This window comes from Melioribacter sp. Ez-97 (assembly GCF_051488665.1).
Classification (GTDB): domain Bacteria; phylum Bacteroidota; class Ignavibacteria; order Ignavibacteriales; family Melioribacteraceae; genus Melioribacter.
Genome location: NZ_JBPSEG010000002.1, coordinates 52,286 through 71,505 on the forward strand (window position 1 = coordinate 52,286; position 19,220 = coordinate 71,505).

Sequence of the window (19,220 nt, forward strand, 5' to 3'; positions counted from 1 at the left end):
TAAAAAGCCGGGCTCTGCCCGGCTCTATTATAAATTATTAATATTCGATTATACCCAGCCTCTGTCTTTGCAAGCCTGAGCCACTCTGTTAATTGCAATCACATACGCTGCATCGCGCATATATAATTTTTTGTTCCGGGCCAGCTCGCTCACCGCCAAGTAAGCGTTCGTCATTTTAGTGTCGAGCTTTGCCAATACTTCTTCTTTTTCCCAGTAATAATTCATATTCGACTGAACCTGTTCAAAATAGCTGCAAGTAACTCCGCCGGCATTTGCGAGGAAGTCGGGAATTACAAATATATTTCGTTCCTGAATTACCTTATCGGCTTCGATGGTAGTAGGACCGTTAGCGCCTTCGGCAATAATTTTTACTCGTTTACTTATTTTATTTACATTGTCGGCATGAATTTGATTTTCGAGCGCGGCGGGAATTAATATGTCAACGTCCTGTTCGATCCAAGCATCGCCTTCTAAAATTTCATATCCGAGTTCTTTGGCTTTTGTTTTATCGATACCGCCGAATTTATCCGTAATACCGAGCAATTCCTGGCGGTTGATGCCGTCCATTTTTCTGAATGTGTATGAACATTTATCCTGTTCGTCCCAGCTTGCAACCGCAATTACTTTACCGCCGAGTTGAGTATACAATTCGATAGCATATTGAGCAACGTTACCGAATCCTTGCACGGAAGCCAGAGTTTCTTCCGGTTTTATATTCATTTCTTTCAGCGCTTCTCTCAACGTAAAGATAACGCCGTATCCGGTAGCTTCGGTTCTGCCCAAAGAGCCGCCCATACCGACCGGTTTTCCAGTAATGAATCCGGGGTATTTGCCTCCGGTAATAATTTCATATTCGTCGAGCATCCAGAGCATATGCTGGGCGTTTGTCATTACGTCCGGCGCCGGCACGTCGTTAACGGGTCCTACATTCTTGGCCATTTGTCTTACCCATCCTCGGCAGATTTGTTCCTGTTCTTTCATGCTCAGATGATGCGGGTCGCATATAACGCCTCCTTTTCCGCCGCCCAATGGAATATTAACAACGGCGCATTTCCAGGTCATCCACATTGCAAGAGCTCTTACCGTATCGATTGTTTCCTGGGGGTGGAACCTGATTCCGCCTTTGGAAGGTCCGCGTGCGTCGTTATGCTGAACGCGAAAACCTCTGAATATTTTTGTGGTTCCGTCGTCCATTTTAACGGGGATACTGAAATGATATTCCCTGAGAGGATTTCTTAATAATTCTCGAGTGGCTTCGTCCAAATTGAGTAATTCGGCAACTCTGTCGAATTGAGCTTGAGCCATTTCAAAAGGATTAAACTCTTTGGATTTCATAAAAACCTCACTATTTGAATATGTTCATAAAGGGATTATGTTTTCCCATTTTTCTTTATATATCAAAAATAGATACGCTTATATTGTTAAGCAAACAAAATCCGTTCCGCTCAATCTTATTCACACAGTACGTTTTCTTAATAATTATTGACTTCTAATTATATAGGCATATTTAGTTAATATGCTTGTTTGCTCTGCCTGTAATAATTAGTTCTTACAGGTAATTACTATAAAAAAATAAAAAATCGTTTTTTTTACTTTTTTTTTTGAGAAAAGCACATACTTTTAATTCGATTACAACTATTTAAATTTATTCTAAGATTTGGATATTTTAGATTCATCCGGTATTTTAATAAAAGTTATATCCTTAGGGTAACAAATTAGAGCTTCGCCATGAAAACAAAATTATACCTGTTAGTCTTTACGGTTCTCTGCGCCGCGACATACTTTGCTCAAAACGCCAACTATCCGGAATCCAAAAAAATTGATCACAAAGATATTTACCACGGGACAATAGTAGACGATCCTTACCGGTGGCTGGAAGAAATGAATTCGCCCGAAACGAAACAATGGATTGAAGCTCAAAACGAATTCACGAAAAAGTATCTTGAAAAGATTCCATATAGAGAAAAAGTGCGCGCGCGCTTAAAAGAATTGTGGAATTATGAACGTTACACTACGCCCTTTATGGCAGGAGCCGATTTAATTTATTCAAAAAACGACGGACTGCAGGAACAAAACGTATATTATATTAAAAAGCCGGGTGCGGACGAAGAAATTCTTCTGGATCCAAATCAGTTCTCCGAAGACGGTTCGGTTTCCTTGACCGGTCTTTATTTCTCAAAAGATCACAATTATATGAGTTTCGGCATATCGAAAGGCGGTTCGGACTGGCGTGAATTTTATATTATGGAATTAAAATCGAATAAGATCATAAGCGATACAATCAGATGGGCTAAGTTTACAAACAACGCCTGGTATAAATACGGATTTTTTTACTGCAGATACGACGCTCCTGAAAAAGGCAAAGAGCTCAAGAGTTCGAACGAATTTCATAAAATTTATTACCATAAAATTGGAACTCCGCAGTCGCAGGATTTATTTATCCTCAGCGACCCGAATCCGAATCGATTGTTTGGGACTATTGTAACAGACGACGAAAATTACCTTATCATAAACGTATACGAGGGTTCGTCTTCGAATAATTTATTATGGTATAAGAACCTGGGAAGCGACGGAAAATTAATTAAACTGATAGACGATTTTAAAGCTGAATATGAATTTCTCGACGTAATTGAAGATAAATTTTATTTGATTACGAATTCAGATGCGCCAAACAAAAAAATCATTAAGTTAGATCCGAAAGATTTTCATGCGGACAATTATGAAACAATCATCCCCGAAGCTGAGGAACCTATAAAACAAGCATCGATTATAGGAGATAAGATATTCGTAATTTATATGAAAGACGCAAGCGACGTTGTCAAAGTGTACGATGTTCAAGGCAAATTTTTGAAAGAATTTGAGTTGCCGGCAATCGGTTCGGTCTACGGTTTTAACGGTTCGAGAATAGATACGGTTACTTATTTTACATTTACTTCTTTTACTTATCCCCCCACCATTTATAAAGTAAATACTAATTCGCTTAATAAAGAAATTTTTATCCGGTCAAAAATAGATTTTAATCCTGAGGATTATGTAACCGAAAGGATTTTTTACACAAGCAAAGACGGTACAAAAGTTCCGATGTTCGTAGTTCACAAAAAGAATTTGACATTAGATGGTAGCAATCCGGCGTTGCTTTATGCTTACGGAGGTTTTAATATTCCTATGTTGCCATCCTTTTCGGTTCCGCGACTGATATTACTCGAGAACGGATTTGTTTTTGCAATGGCGTGTTTGCGCGGCGGAAGCGAATACGGCGAAGAATGGCACAAAGCGGGAATGTTGGAGAAAAAGCAAAACGTATTTGACGATTTCATTGCGGCGGCAGAATGGCTAATCGAGAATAAATATACTTCCCAAGAAAAGCTTGCAATTCAAGGCGCGTCCAACGGCGGACTGTTAATAGGAGCCGTCATAAATCAACGCCCGGATTTATTCAAAGTTGCAATCCCGATGGTCGGCGTTATGGATATGCTTCGTTTTCACAAGTTTACAATCGGTTGGGCATGGGTTTCCGAATACGGCTCGAGCGACGATCCGGAACAGTTTAAGTATCTGTTAAAATATTCTCCGTTGCACAATATTAAAGAAGGGACTAAATATCCGGCTACGATAATCACAACCGCCGATCACGACGATCGCGTGTTTCCCGCGCATTCTTTTAAATACGCGGCAGCGCTTCAAAACGCCAATTCCGGGAATAATCCCATTTTAATCAGGATAGAGACCAAAGTAGGACACGGAGCGGGAACCAGCGTTTCCAAATCGATCGACCTGTATACGGATTTGTGGTCGTTTGTGTTTTACAATCTGAATCTAACGCCGATTTACAAATAAATTCCGATAGATTATGAAAAAGAAAAAACTAAAAAAAATAATAATTAGCGTGGCAGGCGGAACATTATTGATCATCGGGATTATAATGATCATTGTTCCCGGGCCGGCATATTTAATAATTCCCGCCGGTTTGAGTATATTGGGCACGGAATATTTATGGGCAAGGGAACTAAACAAAAAAATAAAAAAAAGAATAAATAAATTTTTCAATAAGAGAAGGAAATAAATTGGAACTGAGCCTCATAGACAGAAGCAACTATTTGAAAGGAATATTGATACTTATCGGCAAAGATAAAAAACTGAGCGAGGAAGAAAAGTTAATGTTCAAATCTCTGGGCAGAACGCTCGGATTCGGCGAAGAATTTTGCGAAGAAGTAATGGAAGATTTATTGGAGAATGAATATCTAATTGAAGAACCTCCTCGTTTTGAGAAGAAAGAGATAGCCGAACTTTTTTTTAAGGACGGACTAAAACTCGCTTTGTCCGACGGCGACATTCATCTTTACGAATTAAACTGGCTTAATCTTGTCGCCGAAAAAAACGAACTCTCCAAGGAATGGTGTCTGAATACATATAACAGTTTTAAAGAAAATTACAGCGGCTTTGACGGCAATTTTGAAATCGAGAAGATTTTGTCGCATCAGACTTAATGTTCTGTTAGACTGAGAGCGCGCTTTAATACTTTCTTAAGAATATTAAGATTAATATCGGAAAGACGATTTATGTAAAGACACGATTTGCCGTTTTTATATTTTCCCAGTCCCTCAAGATTTTTTTCTTCTTTGCACGGCATTAAGTATATTGCAATATTTTGTTTCCTCGGAGAAAATCCGATTCTGAACCAATCGCCCTCTCTTCCCGACTTATAGACGTAATGATACTTTCCGAAGCCTACGATAGAATCTCCCCACATTACAGGTTTGCCGCCGCTTAATTCTTCCATCAATTTTAGAAGTTCCATACAATCATTCTTCTTGCGCTCATCGTCAATTGAGTCGATAAATTTTTTGACGCTCTTTTTATTAGGTTTAGTCTTTAATTCGCTCATAAGAATCACGTATAATTTGTATAGCTTCTAATATACTAAAATCACATTCAATTTGATAATTACGAGATCGCCTCCATAATTCAGAGTCAATTACTGCTTTTCAATATATTTTTTTACTATCAAGAACAGTTATCTTTTTACAAAATTTCGTACTCACAAATAACAAAATCCCGGATTACAGGAATTAAACAGGGATTTCCTTTCCTAACGCATTAACTATGTTACACAAAAAGCTCGCGTCTGTAGGCTTCGCTTCTGCTATCGAATGTTTCGTAGTAAATAATTTTTAATGGTCTGCGTGATTTCGTGGAACGTACCCTACCGGCATTGTGAGTTTTTAGTCGTTCTTCTAAATTTGAAGTGCTCCCGTAATAGTAACGGTGGTCTTTAAGGCTTTGGAGTATGTATGTAAAATACATACCTTAATTTCCGTTTTTACTTTGCGGAGAGGGAGGGATTCTCCGTAGGATGCTACGCAGAACCCTCGGTGGCGCCATAGTAGGCTTAATTTCTTAAAAACTTTGATTATACTGCAACTTTGGAATTAGTGTATTATCCCCTCTTTCTTGAGCCATTCATATCCTTCTTTGCTCTTAAAGAAAAGCTCGCGTCTGTAGGCTTCGCTTCTGTTATCAAATGTTTCGTAGTAAATAATTTTTAATGGTCTGCGTGATTTCGTGGAGCGTACCTTGCCGGCATTGTGGGTTTTTAGTCGTTCTTCTAAATTTGAAGTGCTCCCGTAATAGTAACGGCGGTCTTTAAGGCTTTGGAGTACGTATGTAAAATACATACCTTAATTTCCGTTTTTTTTTACTTTGCGGAGAGGGAGGGATTCTCCGTAGGATGCTACGCAGAACCCTCGGTGGCGCAGTAACAACTTAGATAATTTCTTAAAAACTTTGATTATACTGCAACTTTGGAATTAGTGTATTATCCCCTCTTTCTTGAGCCATTCATATCCTTCTTTGCTCTTAAAGAAAAGCTCGCGTCTGTAGGCTTCGCTTCTGCGATCGAATGTTTCGTAGTAAATAATTTTTAATGGTCTGCGTGATTTCGTGGAACGTACCTTGCCGGCATTGTGGGTTTTTAGTCGTTCTTCTAAATTTGAAGTGCTCCCGTAATAGTAACGGTGGTCTTTAAGGCTTTGGAGTATGTATGTAAAATACATACCTTAATTTCCGTTTTTACTTTGCGGAGAGGGAGGGATTCGAACCCTCGGTGGCGCAAAGCACCACAACGGTTTTCGAGACCGCCCCGTTCAACCACTCCGGCACCTCTCCACTTTTCCTCAAAAAGATCAACGTGATAAAGAACAACTCAATAATTTAGGCTGTAAAGATAATAAAAAATTTGTAATGATATATAGTGATAATTTGAAAAAATTAATATATTTGTGACTCGATTATACTTGGTATTGAAACGGAAAGGTGCAGGAGTGGTTGAACTGGCACGCCTGGAGAGCGTGTAACCGCGTAAGCGGTTCGTGGGTTCGAATCCCACCCTTTCCGCTCAATTATAAGAATGCTTAGTGCTAATACTTATATATATATTACAAATAATTCTTCCCCTATTACAATCCGACTACGAAAATTGGGTGCCTGTTGAAAATTACAGGGACGGTAAATTATACATAGACGCCTCCTCTCTTAAAAAATACGACGGAGACTATTATGTGTGGGCGCTGGAAGAACACGACCCTCCTATCAAAATCGAATCGATCGACAAAAAAATCTACAAAACCAAGACCTATTTCGTAATTAATAAGCCTTCCAGACGCTACAGTATTATTCAAATTATTTTCTACGATATAAACAATAACGTACTAAAAAGTTATTCTTATAATATATCGGAGCAAGTTAAATATACATCCCCGATATTGGAGGGTTCAAAAATAGAATCGGTGCTGATTCAGTGCATTATGCTGACTGACGTTAGAAAACCGGCGAGCAATTAACATTTCTTTTTATAAATTCCGTTCCGCCGAGTAAATTCATTTGTCTTATTATTTCACCCTGTCTCCTGAGCAAATAAGGAGTTGTTCTGGAAGGATTTCTCTTTTTGGGGCTTGGTAAAGTTGCCGCAAGAAGAGCTGATTGTCTTGCATTAAGCTTTTTGGGGTCTGTATGGAAATATTTTGTAGCTGCCGGTTTGACGCCATATATTCCGTTTCCCAATTCGGCGCTGTTCAAATATACTTCCAGAATTCGTTCCTTACTCCATAGCAATTCGATTAGAATCGTATAGTAGACTTCCATTCCCTTTCTAATCAAACTCTTACTGCGCCATAAAAATAAATTTTTAGCAACTTGCATTGTAATTGTGCTGGCTCCGCGTGTAATTTTCCGCTTTTTATTCTCTTTTAAAGCTTTTTGAATTTGATCAAGATCAAAACCCCAATGGTCGAAAAAGCGTTGATCCTCGGAGGCTATAACGCTCAACTGCATATACCTTGAAATATTACACAATTTTACCGGCGAGTAATTTTCCGAATAATCTGTCTTTAATAACGCGCCTGTTCCCAGTTCGTTATTAATAAAGGCAGTAGACGCAGGATTAATAAACCGGAAGAAAAAAATTATCAACAGATTCAGCGCCGTAAACAATCCGACGAATTTCAATGTGAACTTGATTATTTTCATAAATATTCCACAAAAAATGAACTAAATTTAGTTAAATTTGTTTTTACGATAAAATTTTCTTTTACTAAACAAAAATAAGAGGTAAAATATGATTTCAGAAAAAATGACAAAAGCTCTTAATAATCAAATAAAAGAAGAACTCTATTCGTCCTATCTTTATTTGTCGATGGCAGCGTATTTTGAAGCTCAAAACTGGCAGGGATTTGCCAATTGGATGAAAAAGCAATCGTTTGAAGAATACGGACACGCAATGAAGATATTCGATTACGTGAATGAAGTGGGCAAGAAAGTCGTTCTCGAGCAGCTCGACAAACCGAAAACCGACTGGAACACTCCCCTGGAAGCCTTTGAAGACGCGCTTAAACATGAAATTCACATTACCAACAAAATTAACGAACTGGCAAAATTAGCCGAAGAAGAAAAAGATTTCGCTACCGCAAATTTCCTGCAATGGTTTGTAACGGAACAGGTCGAAGAAGTGGCATCCGCTACTGCAATTGTAGAAAAATTAAAATTTGTCGGAGATCAGAAAAGCGGACTTCTTTTTCTCGATAACGAGCTCGGAAAAAGACAATAGTTTTTTACCGAAATCCTTTTATTAATTGAAATTATTTATTAAATTTGTAGTTCATAATAAATGAATAATGAGGATAAAAATGGCGCGTAGATGTCAAGTTACAGGCGTAGGTCCCGTAAGCGGTCATAACATTTCGCACGCTCACAATAGAACCAAAAGAAGATTTCTGCCTAATTTGCAGAAGAAGAGAATCTGGGTTAAAGAACTCAACAGATTTGTTACCGTTAAATTGACCACAAGCGCACTTAGAACTTTGGCAAAAAACGGCACCGGCGAATTGGCTAAGTTGATTACATCCGGTAAAATCAAAGCCAGATAATCCCGGAGCTTATCCTGTAAGAATTTCAAAAAGAGGCTTTCTTTAGCCTCTTTTTTATTTTAAATATGCTTAATTACGGATTTTTTAGTAATATAGATTTTTGATTTTTCGAGTTGCCATTATATATTTAAATATCCTATAGAATTAATAGGAGGATTAATGAAAATAGCCGTCTGTCTAAATCATGTGCCGGACACGGCATCCAAAATCAGTGTCGGGCAGGATAATAAGTCAATCGACACATCCGGCATTACGTTTGTCGTCAATCCGTATGATGAATTTGCTGTTGAAGAAGCTTTGAAGACCAAAGAAAAATTAGGCGGAGAAACTGTTGTAATCAGTCTAGGCAACGACAATCACAAAGAATCGATTAAGAAAGCTCTTGCAATGGGTATTGACAACGCCGTGCTGATCAAAACAGAAGATACTTACGATTCCCTTTCGATAGCAAAAGCTTTAGCAAATGAAATTAAAGCTCAGAATGCCGAGATTGTGTTTTTTGGAAAGCAATCGGTCGATTACGACAACGGCGTTGTAGGTCAGATGTGCGCCGAACTACTCGGCTATAACTCGGTATCCGTTGTTGTCGGGTTGGAAATTGAGGGTAATAAGGTTAAAGCCGAAAGAGAAATCGAAGGCGGACGCGAAGTAGTAGAGACCGAACTGCCCGTAATTATAACAACTCAGAAAGGCTTGAACGAACCCCGTTACGCTTCGCTAAAAGGGATTATGGCGGCAAAGAAAAAAACAATTGAAGAGAAAATTCCTGAGACCGGATCGAATTATACCGAAGTGGTAAGCATGAAAAAGCCGCCCGCAAAACAACCGGGAAGAATTATCGGCACTGACGCTTCCGCTGTCCCGGAATTAATTCGTCTGCTCAAAGAAGAAGTAAAAGTTATCTAAAGGTGAGATATGGCAAATAAAATTTTAGTATTTCTCGAACAACGACAGGGACAAATAAAAAAATCTTCTTACGAGGCTGTCTCTGCCGCATTCAAGCTATCTCAGAATTTGAACTCGGAAATCGAAGGTGTTGTAATCGGCGGCGAAGTCGAAAATGCCAGACTTGCCGGAAATTACGGACTGAAGAAACTATACCATATTAAAAACGAACAACTCGAAAATTATTCTTCCAGCGCTTATACGGATTTACTTCTGGAACTTATCAATGCAACGGGCGCTCAAATAATCGTCTTTTCATCTACGGCAATGGGAAAGGATCTGGCGCCCCGTATAGCGGCGAAACTGGATTGCGGAATTGTAACCGACGTTACCGAATGGAAAGTTGAAAACGACGAAGTAATTGCAACCAGACCGGTTTACGCCGGGAAAGCTTTGACGGATGTGAAAATTAAATCCGACAGAAAAATTTTCACTTTAAGACCAAACGTATTTAAAGCGGAAAAAATTTCGGAACAAGACGCTGAAATCGAAGTACAAAATGCAGAGAAATTAAATCTCAAGACAAGAGTGGTGGAGATTAAGAAATCAGACACAAAACTCGACGTAGCAGAAGCCGACATAATTGTTTCGGGCGGAAGAGGTATGAAAGCCCCTGAGAATTTCAAACTTATCGAAGAGCTTGCGGATTTATTAGGCGCAGCCACAGGCGCATCACGCGCCGTAGTCGACGCCGGATGGCGCCCTCACAGCGAACAGGTAGGTCAAACAGGGAAAACAGTATCGCCCACGCTTTATATCGCACTCGGCATCTCAGGTGCAATTCAACACCTTGCGGGCATGAGATCGTCTAAGTATATTGTGGCTGTAAATAAAGACAAAGACGCTCCGATATTTCAAGTTGCCGATTACGGCATAGTCGGCGACGTTTTCGAGATTGTTCCAGCTATGATAGAAGAACTGAAGAAAATTAAGAATAATTGAGTATGGACAAAGTTCAAGTTGAAATATTAGGTTTGTCAGCCAGCCCCTCCACGGGAGGGGCTTATGCCCTTTTATTAAAAGAAGTTTACGGATTGCGCCGATTGCCGATTATCATCGGCTCCTTCGAAGCTCAATCGATCGCTCTGGAAATCGAAGGGATAAAAGCGCCTCGTCCGTTAACGCATGATTTAATGAAAATTCTTCTCGACCATTTAGGAGCCACAGTCGCCGAGGTGCTAATCGACGAACTAAGAGACAATACGTTTTATGCCAAGATTAAACTTGAGGTTTCATCGCTTACTCACGAAATCGATTCCCGCCCAAGCGATGCAATTGCGCTGGCAGTAAGAACGGGCTCGCCCATCTATGTATCCGAAGACGTTATGAGATTGGCTTCTTTCGTACCGTCAAGCGAAGATGTTGAGGAAGGCGTTAATCCCGAAGAGGAAGACGAATTCGAAGAGCCAAAACCGATGCACGAAAAAAGACCGATATCGAAAGAAGGAAGAATAGCCGAATTGCAGGACCAATTGCGCGAAGCGATTGAAAAAGAAGATTACGAAAGAGCGGCTAAACTGCGGGATGAAATAAACCGGCTGAAAGGAACAAATTAAATCATTCGAATACTACTTTTCCTATTTCGCATTCGAGACATTTATTTTTCGAACAATAATTCCTGAACAAATCAATCATTCCCTGAGCGTAGACAGTTTTTTTAACCTTATTTTGGACTCCGAGGGCGTCTGCGACATTGTGTATAATCTGGTTTTCGGCGCGCTGCTCATAAACTCCGTACGTCTTAACTATTTTATCGGTCAATTGCTCGTGTCCGTATATTTTAAAATAAACAGCAAAATAAGGCAGAATAACATTGATCATTATTTCGTCGGCTCGCGATGCTCCGACAAAATATTTAATATCTGTTGATGCGCGCTCGCCCAATACATAATGGCTCTTCCAATAACCGTCCGACTTTATTACGAACAAAGATCTTACCGAATTGACAAGCACTCCGAGATTGCGAATTTCTTTAATCTTTTTGGTAATAACTCCAATTAAATCGTTATGCAACAACTGATAAAGAATTCGAGCGCCTCCGGCAATTCTGACCGTCGGGAAATTTTGCGGACGTATTCTGAAAAACTGCCATTGTGCGCTTTCCAAATAATCTCCGTCATAGAAAGGCTTGATTGAATTCCAGTACAGCTCCGACTTTTCAAGATATTCTTTGGTATCTATATCAGGTTCTTTTTGAAGAGAATCGGCCAATCCCGATATATGAAGCAGAGCCGATTCAAATTTTTGGAGAATTACTCCGTCCTTTTCGATTTTTTTAAGGAATTCGATATCGGCTTTTCTTGCAAGCGAAGTCATCGGGTTTTTATTTTTCGAATAACCGAGAGCTTCGAATAATAATTCGTACAAAAGTTGCATCCATACTTCTTTGCTGTGAAAATCCTTATGGTGAAACTCTCTTTTCTGAAATTCCTCAGTAAGGTCATAAGAAACGACCGGTTCTTTAATTCCGGCGTCTTTAAGAAACTGAATTTCTTTCAGGCGTTCGTATATCTTATTGCATTTTTTATTAAAACGCTCAATGCCCAATTTGTATAAATGAGAATTGCGTAATTCCACAGGAGCGTTTTCAGCCACTGCGGAACATTTCAAAATACCGGAGATATCATTTTTTTCTTCGGGATGTGTTTCTTTAATTTTCTTAATTTCGTCGCTGTTGATTAAACTTGCTATTGTAATCGACGGTATTTTTCGCCCGCTTCTCGTATAAACGTATCCGTGATTATTTTTGTTTTCGAAAGTTACGTGTAGGATTACGCTGTTGTATTTATTATCTATATTGTGCCCGTGGAGTTTCCAGTCGGAATAGTCGTAATCGATTTCAATATCGCCCACATAAGTAAGATTGCCTATTCTGATTCTTGCATTCTTGAAGTCAGGTCCGGCAGAGTCGTGATTGAGAGCGCCGCAGTCGAGCACTGCAATTTCTTCTCCGTTAATTGTTTCTAGAATTGTGTTGTGGTCTAATTTCTGCCAGACTTCGTAGAGAAACCCTTCGTGAAATTTTGATTCTGAACCCATTGGTCCGCCAATTTTATATTGAGAATGAACTGAAGATTCGAACGCTTATAAAATTAAGATTTTATTTTAGTAAAATCCACAATTTTATAAATTGACGTAACTCAGAATTCTCTCCCTCAACGTTTCCGGGAATCTATCAGTCGAATCGCAATAGAGCAATCCCCTGCTGACATTTACAATAAAATTACTCTTACCCGCATTCCCGAATATCGAGACTATCTCGTCGTAGCTTCCTCCCTGCGCTCCGACGCCGGGCAATAAAACCGGCATATCCCCGAAAGAATCGATTGCTTTGCGGAGCTCCGAAGAATTAGTGGCTCCAAACACAAGTCCGATGTTATTGCGGGTATTCCATTGGTTTGCTTTTTCAATAACCGCATTATATAAAAGTCTTCCGTCTTTAAGCTCGAGCTTTTCGAAGTCTGCCGAGCCGGGATTAGATGTTAAAGCAAGTATAAAATTCAATTTATTCTCAAATTCGAAAAAAGGCTGAAGCGAATCGAAGCCCATATAAGGATGAAGAGTAACCGCATCGCAATTGAAATAATTAAAAACCGATTCAGCGTACATTCTGGAAGTATTACCGATATCTCCCCTTTTTGCGTCTGCGATAATTAGCAGGTCGTCGGGTATAAGTTTTATTGTTTCGATTAAATTTTTTATTCCCTCTATTCCGTCCTTTTCGTAGAATGCAAAATTAATTTTATATGCAGCGGTGTAATCTTTAGTATTTTCTATTACCGTCTTATTGAAAGCCAGAACTGGATTAGGTTCTTTTTTAAAATACTCCGGTATTTTGGAGATATCCGTATCCAAACCGACGCAGATATGCAAACCCGCTTTTAATTTATTATTTAATTTTTCCAGAGCCGTCATATTATTCTCTATTTTTTTTGAAATTTTTATACATCATCGATTCCACAGGAAACTCAGTACGCTTATTATACTTGGCGGATAATTTTTTATCGTAGGAAATTTCCACGTCTCCGTCCAATTTGAAATAGATAATCTGCCCTATCGGCATTCCCGCATAAATACGGACGGGTTGTTTCACGCTTATTTCGAGCGTCCACGTATTGCAAAAGCCCACGTCTCCTTTGCCCGCCGTGGAATGTATATCAATGCCGAGACGCCCTATGCTCGACTTCCCTTCGAGGAATGGCACATAATTATATGTCTCTGTATATTCTTCCGTCACTCCGAGATAGAGTTTAGAAGGGAGGAGTATGAATCCGTCATCGGGTATTTCGAACAGTTCTATTTCATTGTGCTTTTTTGCGTCGAGGATATCGTCTTTATATACGCCGAGCCATTTACCGAGATGAACGTCGTAACTGTTCGAGCCCAGATTTTCGCGCTTGAACGGCTCAATTACGATATTCCCTTTTTCAATTTCTTCCAGAATTTTTTTATCCGAAAGTATCATAATTTCGCCTCACGTGTGCAGTTTTCTGTTTTTATAAATATTCATAACAATGCCGGCTAAAATCATATTAACCAGCAAAGAACTTCCTCCGTAACTCAAAAACGGCAGCGGAATGCCGATAACAGGAGTAATGCCCAAATTCATTCCGATATTAATAGCAAAATGCGAAAAGTAAAGAGTCAGCGCTCCAATTATAACAAGCGAGCCGAATTTATCTTTTGAAATCGAGGCAAAGTAAAGTAATCTCAAAAATACCATTAAGAAAAGCATAAGAACAATAATGCTTCCGATAAAACCGAATTCCTCGCCTATAACGCAATAAATAAAATCCGTCCACTGCTCCGGGATGAAACGCAATTGCGTTTGATTCCCTTGCATAAAACCTTTGCCGAAGATCCCACCAGATCCGATAGCAAGTTTTGCCTGCAGCGCATTATAGCCCGCTCCCAAAGGATCTGCATACGGATTAATAAAAGTTTCAATTCTCTTTTGCTGGTGAGGCTTCAACAAACGGAAACCGTATTCGAAAAAGAAAGACGCTCCTAAATTCAACATGAATATTGCTATACTGTTGAATAAGTCCCTCTTAAATATAAAGAGCGCTATAATAACCGCAACGAGAGAGGCTATAAAATAGATAGTTCCCAAAAGCGACGCAAAAGTTACAATCAGCGGCGAAAGGACTACAAATAAAGCAAAAAGACTTATACCGCTCCAGAAAACAATCGAAACCGTAAGTATAGTAAAGATTATTGCTGTGCCCGTGTCCGGTTCCAATAAGATCAGCAAAGCCGGTAAAAAACCGACGCCGACTGCTATTGCTATATCTTTGATGTTATTAATATCTCTTTCTTTGTAAGATATCCAATATGATATACCCAGAATAGTTCCGATTTTTGCAAATTCGGAAGGTTGAAAACCGATCGGTCCGAAATCGAGCCAGCTCTTGGCTCCGTATACTGTTTTGCCTGCTGCTAAAACAACTATCAACAAAAACAACGAAAATGCATAAGCAGGGACAGCCATATTTTTAAACGCCTGTTCGGGAAGATTATATATTATAAAAAACGTTAACAGAGAAATAACGGCAAAAAACAATTGTTTGTTAAAATTTTGCGACGCGGTAGGATGATTAGCAGTCGAGCTGTAAATTGCCGCCAATCCGAATAATATCAACAGCAAAACGGATGTAAAGAAGACGATATCAAATCGATCGTTTAATTTATAATCAATTTTCAATTTTACTTGCTCCTGCTGCAACTTCGTTCTTAATTATTTTATTATCGCTGTCAACATGCTTGTTTAAGTAAGCTTTTATAACATCACGGGCAATGGGAGCGGCAACAGTGCTTCCGTAACCCGCATTTTCAACGACTACCGCTACAGCAATTTTAGGATTTTCGTACGGGGCAAATCCAATAAAAATCGAATGGTCGTCTCCGTGCGGATTTTGAGCCGTGCCGGTTTTACCCGCAATCTTGATGTCGGGCAATCTGATGTTAGTTGCCGTGCCGGCGCCGTTGACAACGAGATACATTGCATGCCTTACAATATCGAACGAGCGTCTGCTTATTCCGATATCAAAATACTGTGGTTCAATTCCCTGAAATTTCCCTTTTTTCAAAATACCTTTAACGAGATGGGGTTTTGCGGATTTACCGTAATTGGCAAGCAGAGCGGCATATTGAGCCAATTGCAAAGGCGTAACGCTGAGTTCGCCCTGCCCGATACCCAAACTCAATAATATACCTTTAGGCCAGCGGTCCTTGCCGAAAGCATTTTCATAATATTGTTTCGTCGGCAGCAATCCCGAAGTTTCTTCGCCGATATCAATGCCGGTTTTTCTCCCGAATCCGAATTTTGCAGCGTATTTAGACCAATTGTCGAGACCTATTTTTAAAGCGAGCTGATAATAATATGCATTGCACGATTTTTCAATAGATGTTGTAAGATCAGTATTGGAATGATAATGAAGGCATTTAAAAAACCGGTCGCCGAAGTAATAACCTCCGTTACAAAAGAATCGGGTCTTTTCTGTAATAATTCCTTCCTCAAGTCCCGCTATAGCCGCTACCATCTTAAAAGTAGAACCCGGAGAATAGATCGACATGGTCGCTCTGTTAAAGAGAGGCTTATCCTCGTCTTCGTTCAATTCTTTCCATACTTTTGAAAAATTCATGGAAGAAAAATTTTCCAGATCGTACATTGGCGAACTGACCATTGCCAGAATTTCGCCGGTGGAAGGTTCGATTGCCACCAGCGCTCCGCGTTTATCCGTAAAGAGAGATTCGGCGACTTGCTGCGTATATTTATCCAGAGTAAGCACTAAATCATATCCTTTTGTGGGCGCTATATCGCTTTTACCTGAATTATACCTGCCGATTGTTTTTTGGTGCGAATCGACCAATAAATATTGGATCCCTTTTTCGCCGCGCAGAACCGATTCATAATTTTTTTCTATTCCCGCATACCCTATTTCATCTCCCAGACTGTAACCCGCCATCTTTTCCAACTGGTTTTTGTTTATTTCCCTTAAGTATCCGAAAATATGCGAGCCGCGCACTCCGAACGAATAGTCTCTTCGTGTTTCTATAACATAATCGACGCCGGGTAGTTTTTCGGCATTTTCTTCATACCAGGCAATAACTTTATAATCTACATTCTTTGCAATCCTGACCGGAACGTAAGGCGACATACGTTTGTTCTTTTCCAACAATCCGCTTAAATAACCCCTATCGAATCCGAGTATAGTCTCCAGATAACGGTTGAGCGACGTATCGTATTTATCCGGCGTAATTCTCAATGTAAAAGAAGGCTCGTTTCCTACCAGTATGTTGTTGTTTCTATCGTAAAGTATCCCTCTCGGAGCCGTCTGATAAATCGGCTTTACGCTGTTTTCGTTTGCCTTAACCGTATAGACGCTCCCCTGCAGTACTTGCATGTTAAACAATTGGATAAACGAGACGATAAAGAATGAGATTATTATTACGTATAAGATTCTTCTCCGAACGTCGCGTCCGAAAATTTGCTCTTTCATCTTAATTCCCTTCTAGGCATTGCAATTACTACCGGCAATGCAAAAACAGAAGTATATAAAGCGGGCAATAAGCTTCCTTCAATCAAAAGGATAAACAGATTAAGTTCGGGTCTGGTAGCCGCGATCAACGTGTATAAAAAAGAATAAGCTATAGCCGAAATCAGGCTAATATAGAAAAAATAGACGGTTGCCGTATTAATTTCCACTTTATTTTCATTATAAAAATATCCCGCTATAAAGCCGCTAACTGTCATTGCAAACATATTGACGCCCACGGCTCCTCCTGAAATCAAATCGTACAGAAGTCCCAGAATAAAACCAAGTAGCATTCCGAAAATCTGTCCGTGCTTCAATGCATAAAATGTTATTAAAATTATCAAGAGATTAGGCGCTATTCCCGATATACTTATAAGAGGAACTACCGTTAATTGAACGGCAGCGAGCAGAATAAATATTAAAACAGGTATCGAAATTTGTTTAATCATTTTTTAATAAGATTAAGTTTAATGTCGTCGAGTTTTTTATCGGGTATTATTTGCATTATAAAAACGTTATACAAAGTTCTGATATCCGTATACGGGCGAACCGTAACCGAATGCAGAAATCCGACAGGCACTTCTTCCCTGTCAATAACTTCTCCGATTGGCAAGTTCGGAGGGAATATAGTGCTGAAATCGGAAGTCTCGACTTTGCTTCCGATTTGTATATCATAAGTTGACGGAATATTTTTAATGATCAGTTTGTTGCCGTCCCATGTCATAATACCGTTGAGATTCGGCGGTTTTATTGCCGCTGCAATTTTGAGTTTCGTATTATAAAGATTTCTTACGACGGAATAATCATGAGAAATATCGGTTACTATACCTACCAAGCCGCTTGAACTAATTGCCGGCATCCCGATACGGATACCGTCGTTCAATCCTTTATTTATAATAAAAGAGCCGTCGACGTAGTTTACCGTCTTGGAAATTATATCCGCTGCAATAATGGGATAGTTGAGAGAGTCTCTTAAATTTAAAGCCGCTCTCAATTCTATATTTTCTTCTACCCTGTTTCTGAGTCTGCTCAATTCTAACATCAATTGCGCATTTTCTCGTTTGAGTTCTTCGATCGATTCACGCTGTCTGAAAATCGAAACCGGATAGTTTAATAATTCGCTAACGACCGCAAAATTTCCGAATGCAAATTGCTTTAATCGTATCAACTGAGAGCTGTCATTAAAAGATAGCGCAAGCAGACTAATAGCAGAGAGAATAAAGAGGAGAATATATTCCTTATATCTTCTAAATATCTTAAACAAAAATCTAATCATCAGTATGTTCTTTTACGCAAAAATACTTTCGAATACTTATTAATATTTTCCAAAGCTTTGCCTGTGCCTCTCACTACAGCAGTAAGAGGGTCTTCAGCCACGTGAACCGGTAAATTTGTTTCCATTCTGATTCTCTCGTCCAGACCTTTAAGCAGCGCGCCTCCGCCGGTTAACATTACGCCGCGGTCGAGAATGTCGGCAGATAATTCCGGCGGCGTACGTTCGAGCGTTTGTTTTACCGCGTCGACAATCTGTATAATATTTTCATTAAGAGCTTCTCTTATTTCGACTGAACTGACCTCTGTAGTTTTCGGAATACCGCCCACCAGGTCTCTGCCTTTAACTTGAATAGTCACCTCCTCTTTAAGAGGTACGGCAGAGCCGACTTCGCATTTAATAGCCTCGGCAGTGCGTTCGCCGATCAGTAAGTTATAATTTTTCTTAAAGAATTGCATTATGGCGTTGTTCATCTCGTCGCCTGCAATTCTAATCGATTCTTCGTTTACAATTCCGCCCAGAGCAATTACGGCTATTTCCGTCGTACCGCCGCCGATATCGATAATCATATTGCCTGCCGGAGCTTCAACGTCGATACCGATTCCGATTGCGCCCGCCATCGGCTCGGCAATCAAGTGGACTTCCTTTGCGCCCGCGTGTTCTGCAGCGTCGCGCACCGCGCGTTTTTCAACTTCCGTCACTCCGCTCGGAACGGCTACAACAACCCTTTTGCTTGCAAAACTGCTCGACGTCACTTTTTTGATAAAAGCCCTAATCATTCCTTCGGCTATTTCGAAATCGGCAATAACGCCGTCGCGCATCGGGCGCGTTACTCTAATATCCCGATGCTCCCTGCCCTGCATCTCTTTTGCTTTATTTCCCAGTTCTATAATTCTTTTGGTATTTCTATCGTATGCAACTATCGAAGGCTCGTTTAGCACTATCCCTTTACCCTTAATGTAGATAAGAGTATTTGCAGTTCCGAGGTCGATAGCAAGATCAGTCATAAAAAAGTCGAATAATCCCATATATCCTCCCACCTCG

The 19,220-nt window shown here is 39.8% G+C and carries 23 protein-coding genes and 2 tRNA genes; 10 read left to right on the forward strand and 15 right to left on the reverse strand.

Annotated features, from left to right (window positions below):
- Positions 1-48: 48 nt before the first annotated feature.
- Positions 49-1,335, reverse strand: a complete 1,287-nt coding sequence (locus tag ACSSWA_RS02560) for a Glu/Leu/Phe/Val family dehydrogenase (RefSeq protein ID WP_437355021.1) — start codon at positions 1,333-1,335, stop codon at positions 49-51.
- Between the two features lie 393 nt (positions 1,336-1,728).
- Between ACSSWA_RS02560 and ACSSWA_RS02565 the strand changes: the two genes are divergently transcribed.
- Genes ACSSWA_RS02565 through ACSSWA_RS02575 form a run of 3 tightly spaced genes read left to right on the forward strand, consistent with a single transcriptional unit; the run spans position 1,729 to position 4,487 of the window.
- Complete coding sequence (locus ACSSWA_RS02565; RefSeq protein WP_437355022.1) at positions 1,729-3,837, forward strand: prolyl oligopeptidase family serine peptidase; 2,109 nt, start codon at positions 1,729-1,731, stop codon at positions 3,835-3,837.
- 13 nt (positions 3,838-3,850) lie between these two features.
- Positions 3,851-4,063, forward strand: coding sequence for a PGPGW domain-containing protein (locus tag ACSSWA_RS02570; RefSeq protein WP_437355023.1), 213 nt, complete (start codon positions 3,851-3,853; stop codon positions 4,061-4,063).
- 1 nt (position 4,064) lies between these two features.
- Complete coding sequence (locus ACSSWA_RS02575; protein ID WP_437355024.1) at positions 4,065-4,487, forward strand: hypothetical protein; 423 nt, start codon at positions 4,065-4,067, stop codon at positions 4,485-4,487.
- Here ACSSWA_RS02575 and ACSSWA_RS02580 read toward each other — a convergent pair.
- From ACSSWA_RS02580 to ACSSWA_RS02600, 5 genes are all read right to left on the reverse strand, one after another.
- On the reverse strand, positions 4,484-4,885 hold the full coding sequence (locus ACSSWA_RS02580) for a DUF1801 domain-containing protein (RefSeq protein ID WP_437355025.1): 402 nt from the start codon (positions 4,883-4,885) through the stop codon (positions 4,484-4,486). The genes ACSSWA_RS02575 and ACSSWA_RS02580 overlap by 4 nt on opposite strands.
- Before the next feature lie 221 nt (positions 4,886-5,106).
- Positions 5,107-5,304: a GIY-YIG nuclease family protein gene (locus ACSSWA_RS02585; protein WP_437355026.1), complete on the reverse strand. Its 198-nt coding sequence runs from the start codon at positions 5,302-5,304 to the stop codon at positions 5,107-5,109.
- Between the two features lie 125 nt (positions 5,305-5,429).
- Entirely contained in the window at positions 5,430-5,675 is a 246-nt protein-coding gene (locus ACSSWA_RS02590; protein ID WP_437355027.1) for a GIY-YIG nuclease family protein, read from the reverse strand.
- Between the two features lie 132 nt (positions 5,676-5,807).
- Positions 5,808-6,053, reverse strand: a complete 246-nt coding sequence (locus ACSSWA_RS02595) for a GIY-YIG nuclease family protein (protein ID WP_437355028.1) — start codon at positions 6,051-6,053, stop codon at positions 5,808-5,810.
- A gap of 24 nt (positions 6,054-6,077) precedes the next feature.
- Positions 6,078-6,165: transfer RNA gene (locus ACSSWA_RS02600), tRNA-Ser, on the reverse strand.
- A gap of 141 nt (positions 6,166-6,306) precedes the next feature.
- Here ACSSWA_RS02600 and ACSSWA_RS02605 point away from each other — a divergent pair.
- Positions 6,307-6,393 (forward strand) — tRNA-Ser (locus ACSSWA_RS02605).
- An 86-nt stretch (positions 6,394-6,479) separates the two neighbouring features.
- Positions 6,480-6,839 (forward strand): hypothetical protein, encoded by a 360-nt coding sequence (locus ACSSWA_RS02610; protein WP_437355029.1) that lies wholly within the window; start codon positions 6,480-6,482, stop codon positions 6,837-6,839.
- On the opposite strand, the gene mtgA is transcribed toward ACSSWA_RS02610, so the two are convergent.
- Positions 6,817-7,524: a monofunctional biosynthetic peptidoglycan transglycosylase gene (gene mtgA / locus ACSSWA_RS02615; RefSeq protein WP_437355030.1), complete on the reverse strand. Its 708-nt coding sequence runs from the start codon at positions 7,522-7,524 to the stop codon at positions 6,817-6,819. The two genes, ACSSWA_RS02610 and mtgA, sit on opposite strands and share 23 nt — an antisense overlap.
- Before the next feature lie 88 nt (positions 7,525-7,612).
- Between mtgA and ACSSWA_RS02620 the strand changes: the two genes are divergently transcribed.
- The 5 genes from ACSSWA_RS02620 (at position 7,613) to ACSSWA_RS02640 (ending at position 10,921) form a co-directional block, all read left to right on the forward strand.
- The gene (locus ACSSWA_RS02620) at positions 7,613-8,101 is read left to right on the forward strand and encodes a ferritin (RefSeq protein ID WP_437355031.1); all 489 of its coding nucleotides are present in this window, start codon (positions 7,613-7,615) and stop codon (positions 8,099-8,101) included.
- 79 nt (positions 8,102-8,180) lie between these two features.
- Positions 8,181-8,420 carry a 50S ribosomal protein L28 gene (rpmB, locus tag ACSSWA_RS02625; RefSeq protein WP_437355032.1) on the forward strand — a complete coding sequence of 80 codons (240 nt, stop codon included), beginning with the start codon at positions 8,181-8,183 and terminating at the stop codon, positions 8,418-8,420.
- Positions 8,421-8,579: 159 nt separating this feature from the next.
- Positions 8,580-9,326, forward strand: a complete 747-nt coding sequence (locus ACSSWA_RS02630; RefSeq protein WP_437355033.1) for an electron transfer flavoprotein subunit beta/FixA family protein — start codon at positions 8,580-8,582, stop codon at positions 9,324-9,326.
- A 9-nt stretch (positions 9,327-9,335) separates the two neighbouring features.
- On the forward strand, positions 9,336-10,307 hold the full coding sequence (locus tag ACSSWA_RS02635; protein ID WP_437355034.1) for an electron transfer flavoprotein subunit alpha/FixB family protein: 972 nt from the start codon (positions 9,336-9,338) through the stop codon (positions 10,305-10,307).
- 2 nt (positions 10,308-10,309) lie between these two features.
- Positions 10,310-10,921, forward strand: coding sequence for a bifunctional nuclease domain-containing protein (locus ACSSWA_RS02640; RefSeq protein WP_437355035.1), 612 nt, complete (start codon positions 10,310-10,312; stop codon positions 10,919-10,921).
- A 1-nt stretch (position 10,922) separates the two neighbouring features.
- On the opposite strand, the gene ACSSWA_RS02645 is transcribed toward ACSSWA_RS02640, so the two are convergent.
- From ACSSWA_RS02645 to ACSSWA_RS02680, 8 genes are all read right to left on the reverse strand, one after another.
- The gene (locus tag ACSSWA_RS02645) at positions 10,923-12,404 is read right to left on the reverse strand and encodes a DUF2851 family protein (protein ID WP_437355036.1); all 1,482 of its coding nucleotides are present in this window, start codon (positions 12,402-12,404) and stop codon (positions 10,923-10,925) included.
- 84 nt (positions 12,405-12,488) lie between these two features.
- Positions 12,489-13,280 (reverse strand): orotidine-5'-phosphate decarboxylase, encoded by a 792-nt coding sequence (pyrF, locus tag ACSSWA_RS02650; protein ID WP_437355037.1) that lies wholly within the window; start codon positions 13,278-13,280, stop codon positions 12,489-12,491.
- 1 nt (position 13,281) lies between these two features.
- Entirely contained in the window at positions 13,282-13,830 is a 549-nt protein-coding gene (gene dcd / locus ACSSWA_RS02655) for a dCTP deaminase (protein WP_437355038.1), read from the reverse strand.
- A 9-nt stretch (positions 13,831-13,839) separates the two neighbouring features.
- On the reverse strand, positions 13,840-15,069 hold the full coding sequence (rodA, locus tag ACSSWA_RS02660) for a rod shape-determining protein RodA (protein ID WP_437355039.1): 1,230 nt from the start codon (positions 15,067-15,069) through the stop codon (positions 13,840-13,842).
- Entirely contained in the window at positions 15,059-16,867 is a 1,809-nt protein-coding gene (mrdA, locus tag ACSSWA_RS02665; protein ID WP_437355040.1) for a penicillin-binding protein 2, read from the reverse strand. Before mrdA ends, rodA begins: the two co-directional genes overlap by 11 nt.
- The gene (gene mreD / locus ACSSWA_RS02670; protein ID WP_437355041.1) at positions 16,864-17,352 is read right to left on the reverse strand and encodes a rod shape-determining protein MreD; all 489 of its coding nucleotides are present in this window, start codon (positions 17,350-17,352) and stop codon (positions 16,864-16,866) included. Before mreD ends, mrdA begins: the two co-directional genes overlap by 4 nt.
- Positions 17,349-18,179, reverse strand: coding sequence for a rod shape-determining protein MreC (gene mreC / locus ACSSWA_RS02675; RefSeq protein ID WP_437355042.1), 831 nt, complete (start codon positions 18,177-18,179; stop codon positions 17,349-17,351). Before mreC ends, mreD begins: the two co-directional genes overlap by 4 nt.
- The gene (locus ACSSWA_RS02680; RefSeq protein WP_014857480.1) at positions 18,179-19,204 is read right to left on the reverse strand and encodes a rod shape-determining protein; all 1,026 of its coding nucleotides are present in this window, start codon (positions 19,202-19,204) and stop codon (positions 18,179-18,181) included. The genes mreC and ACSSWA_RS02680 overlap by 1 nt, the downstream gene beginning before the upstream one ends.
- Positions 19,205-19,220: the final 16 nt, after the last annotated feature.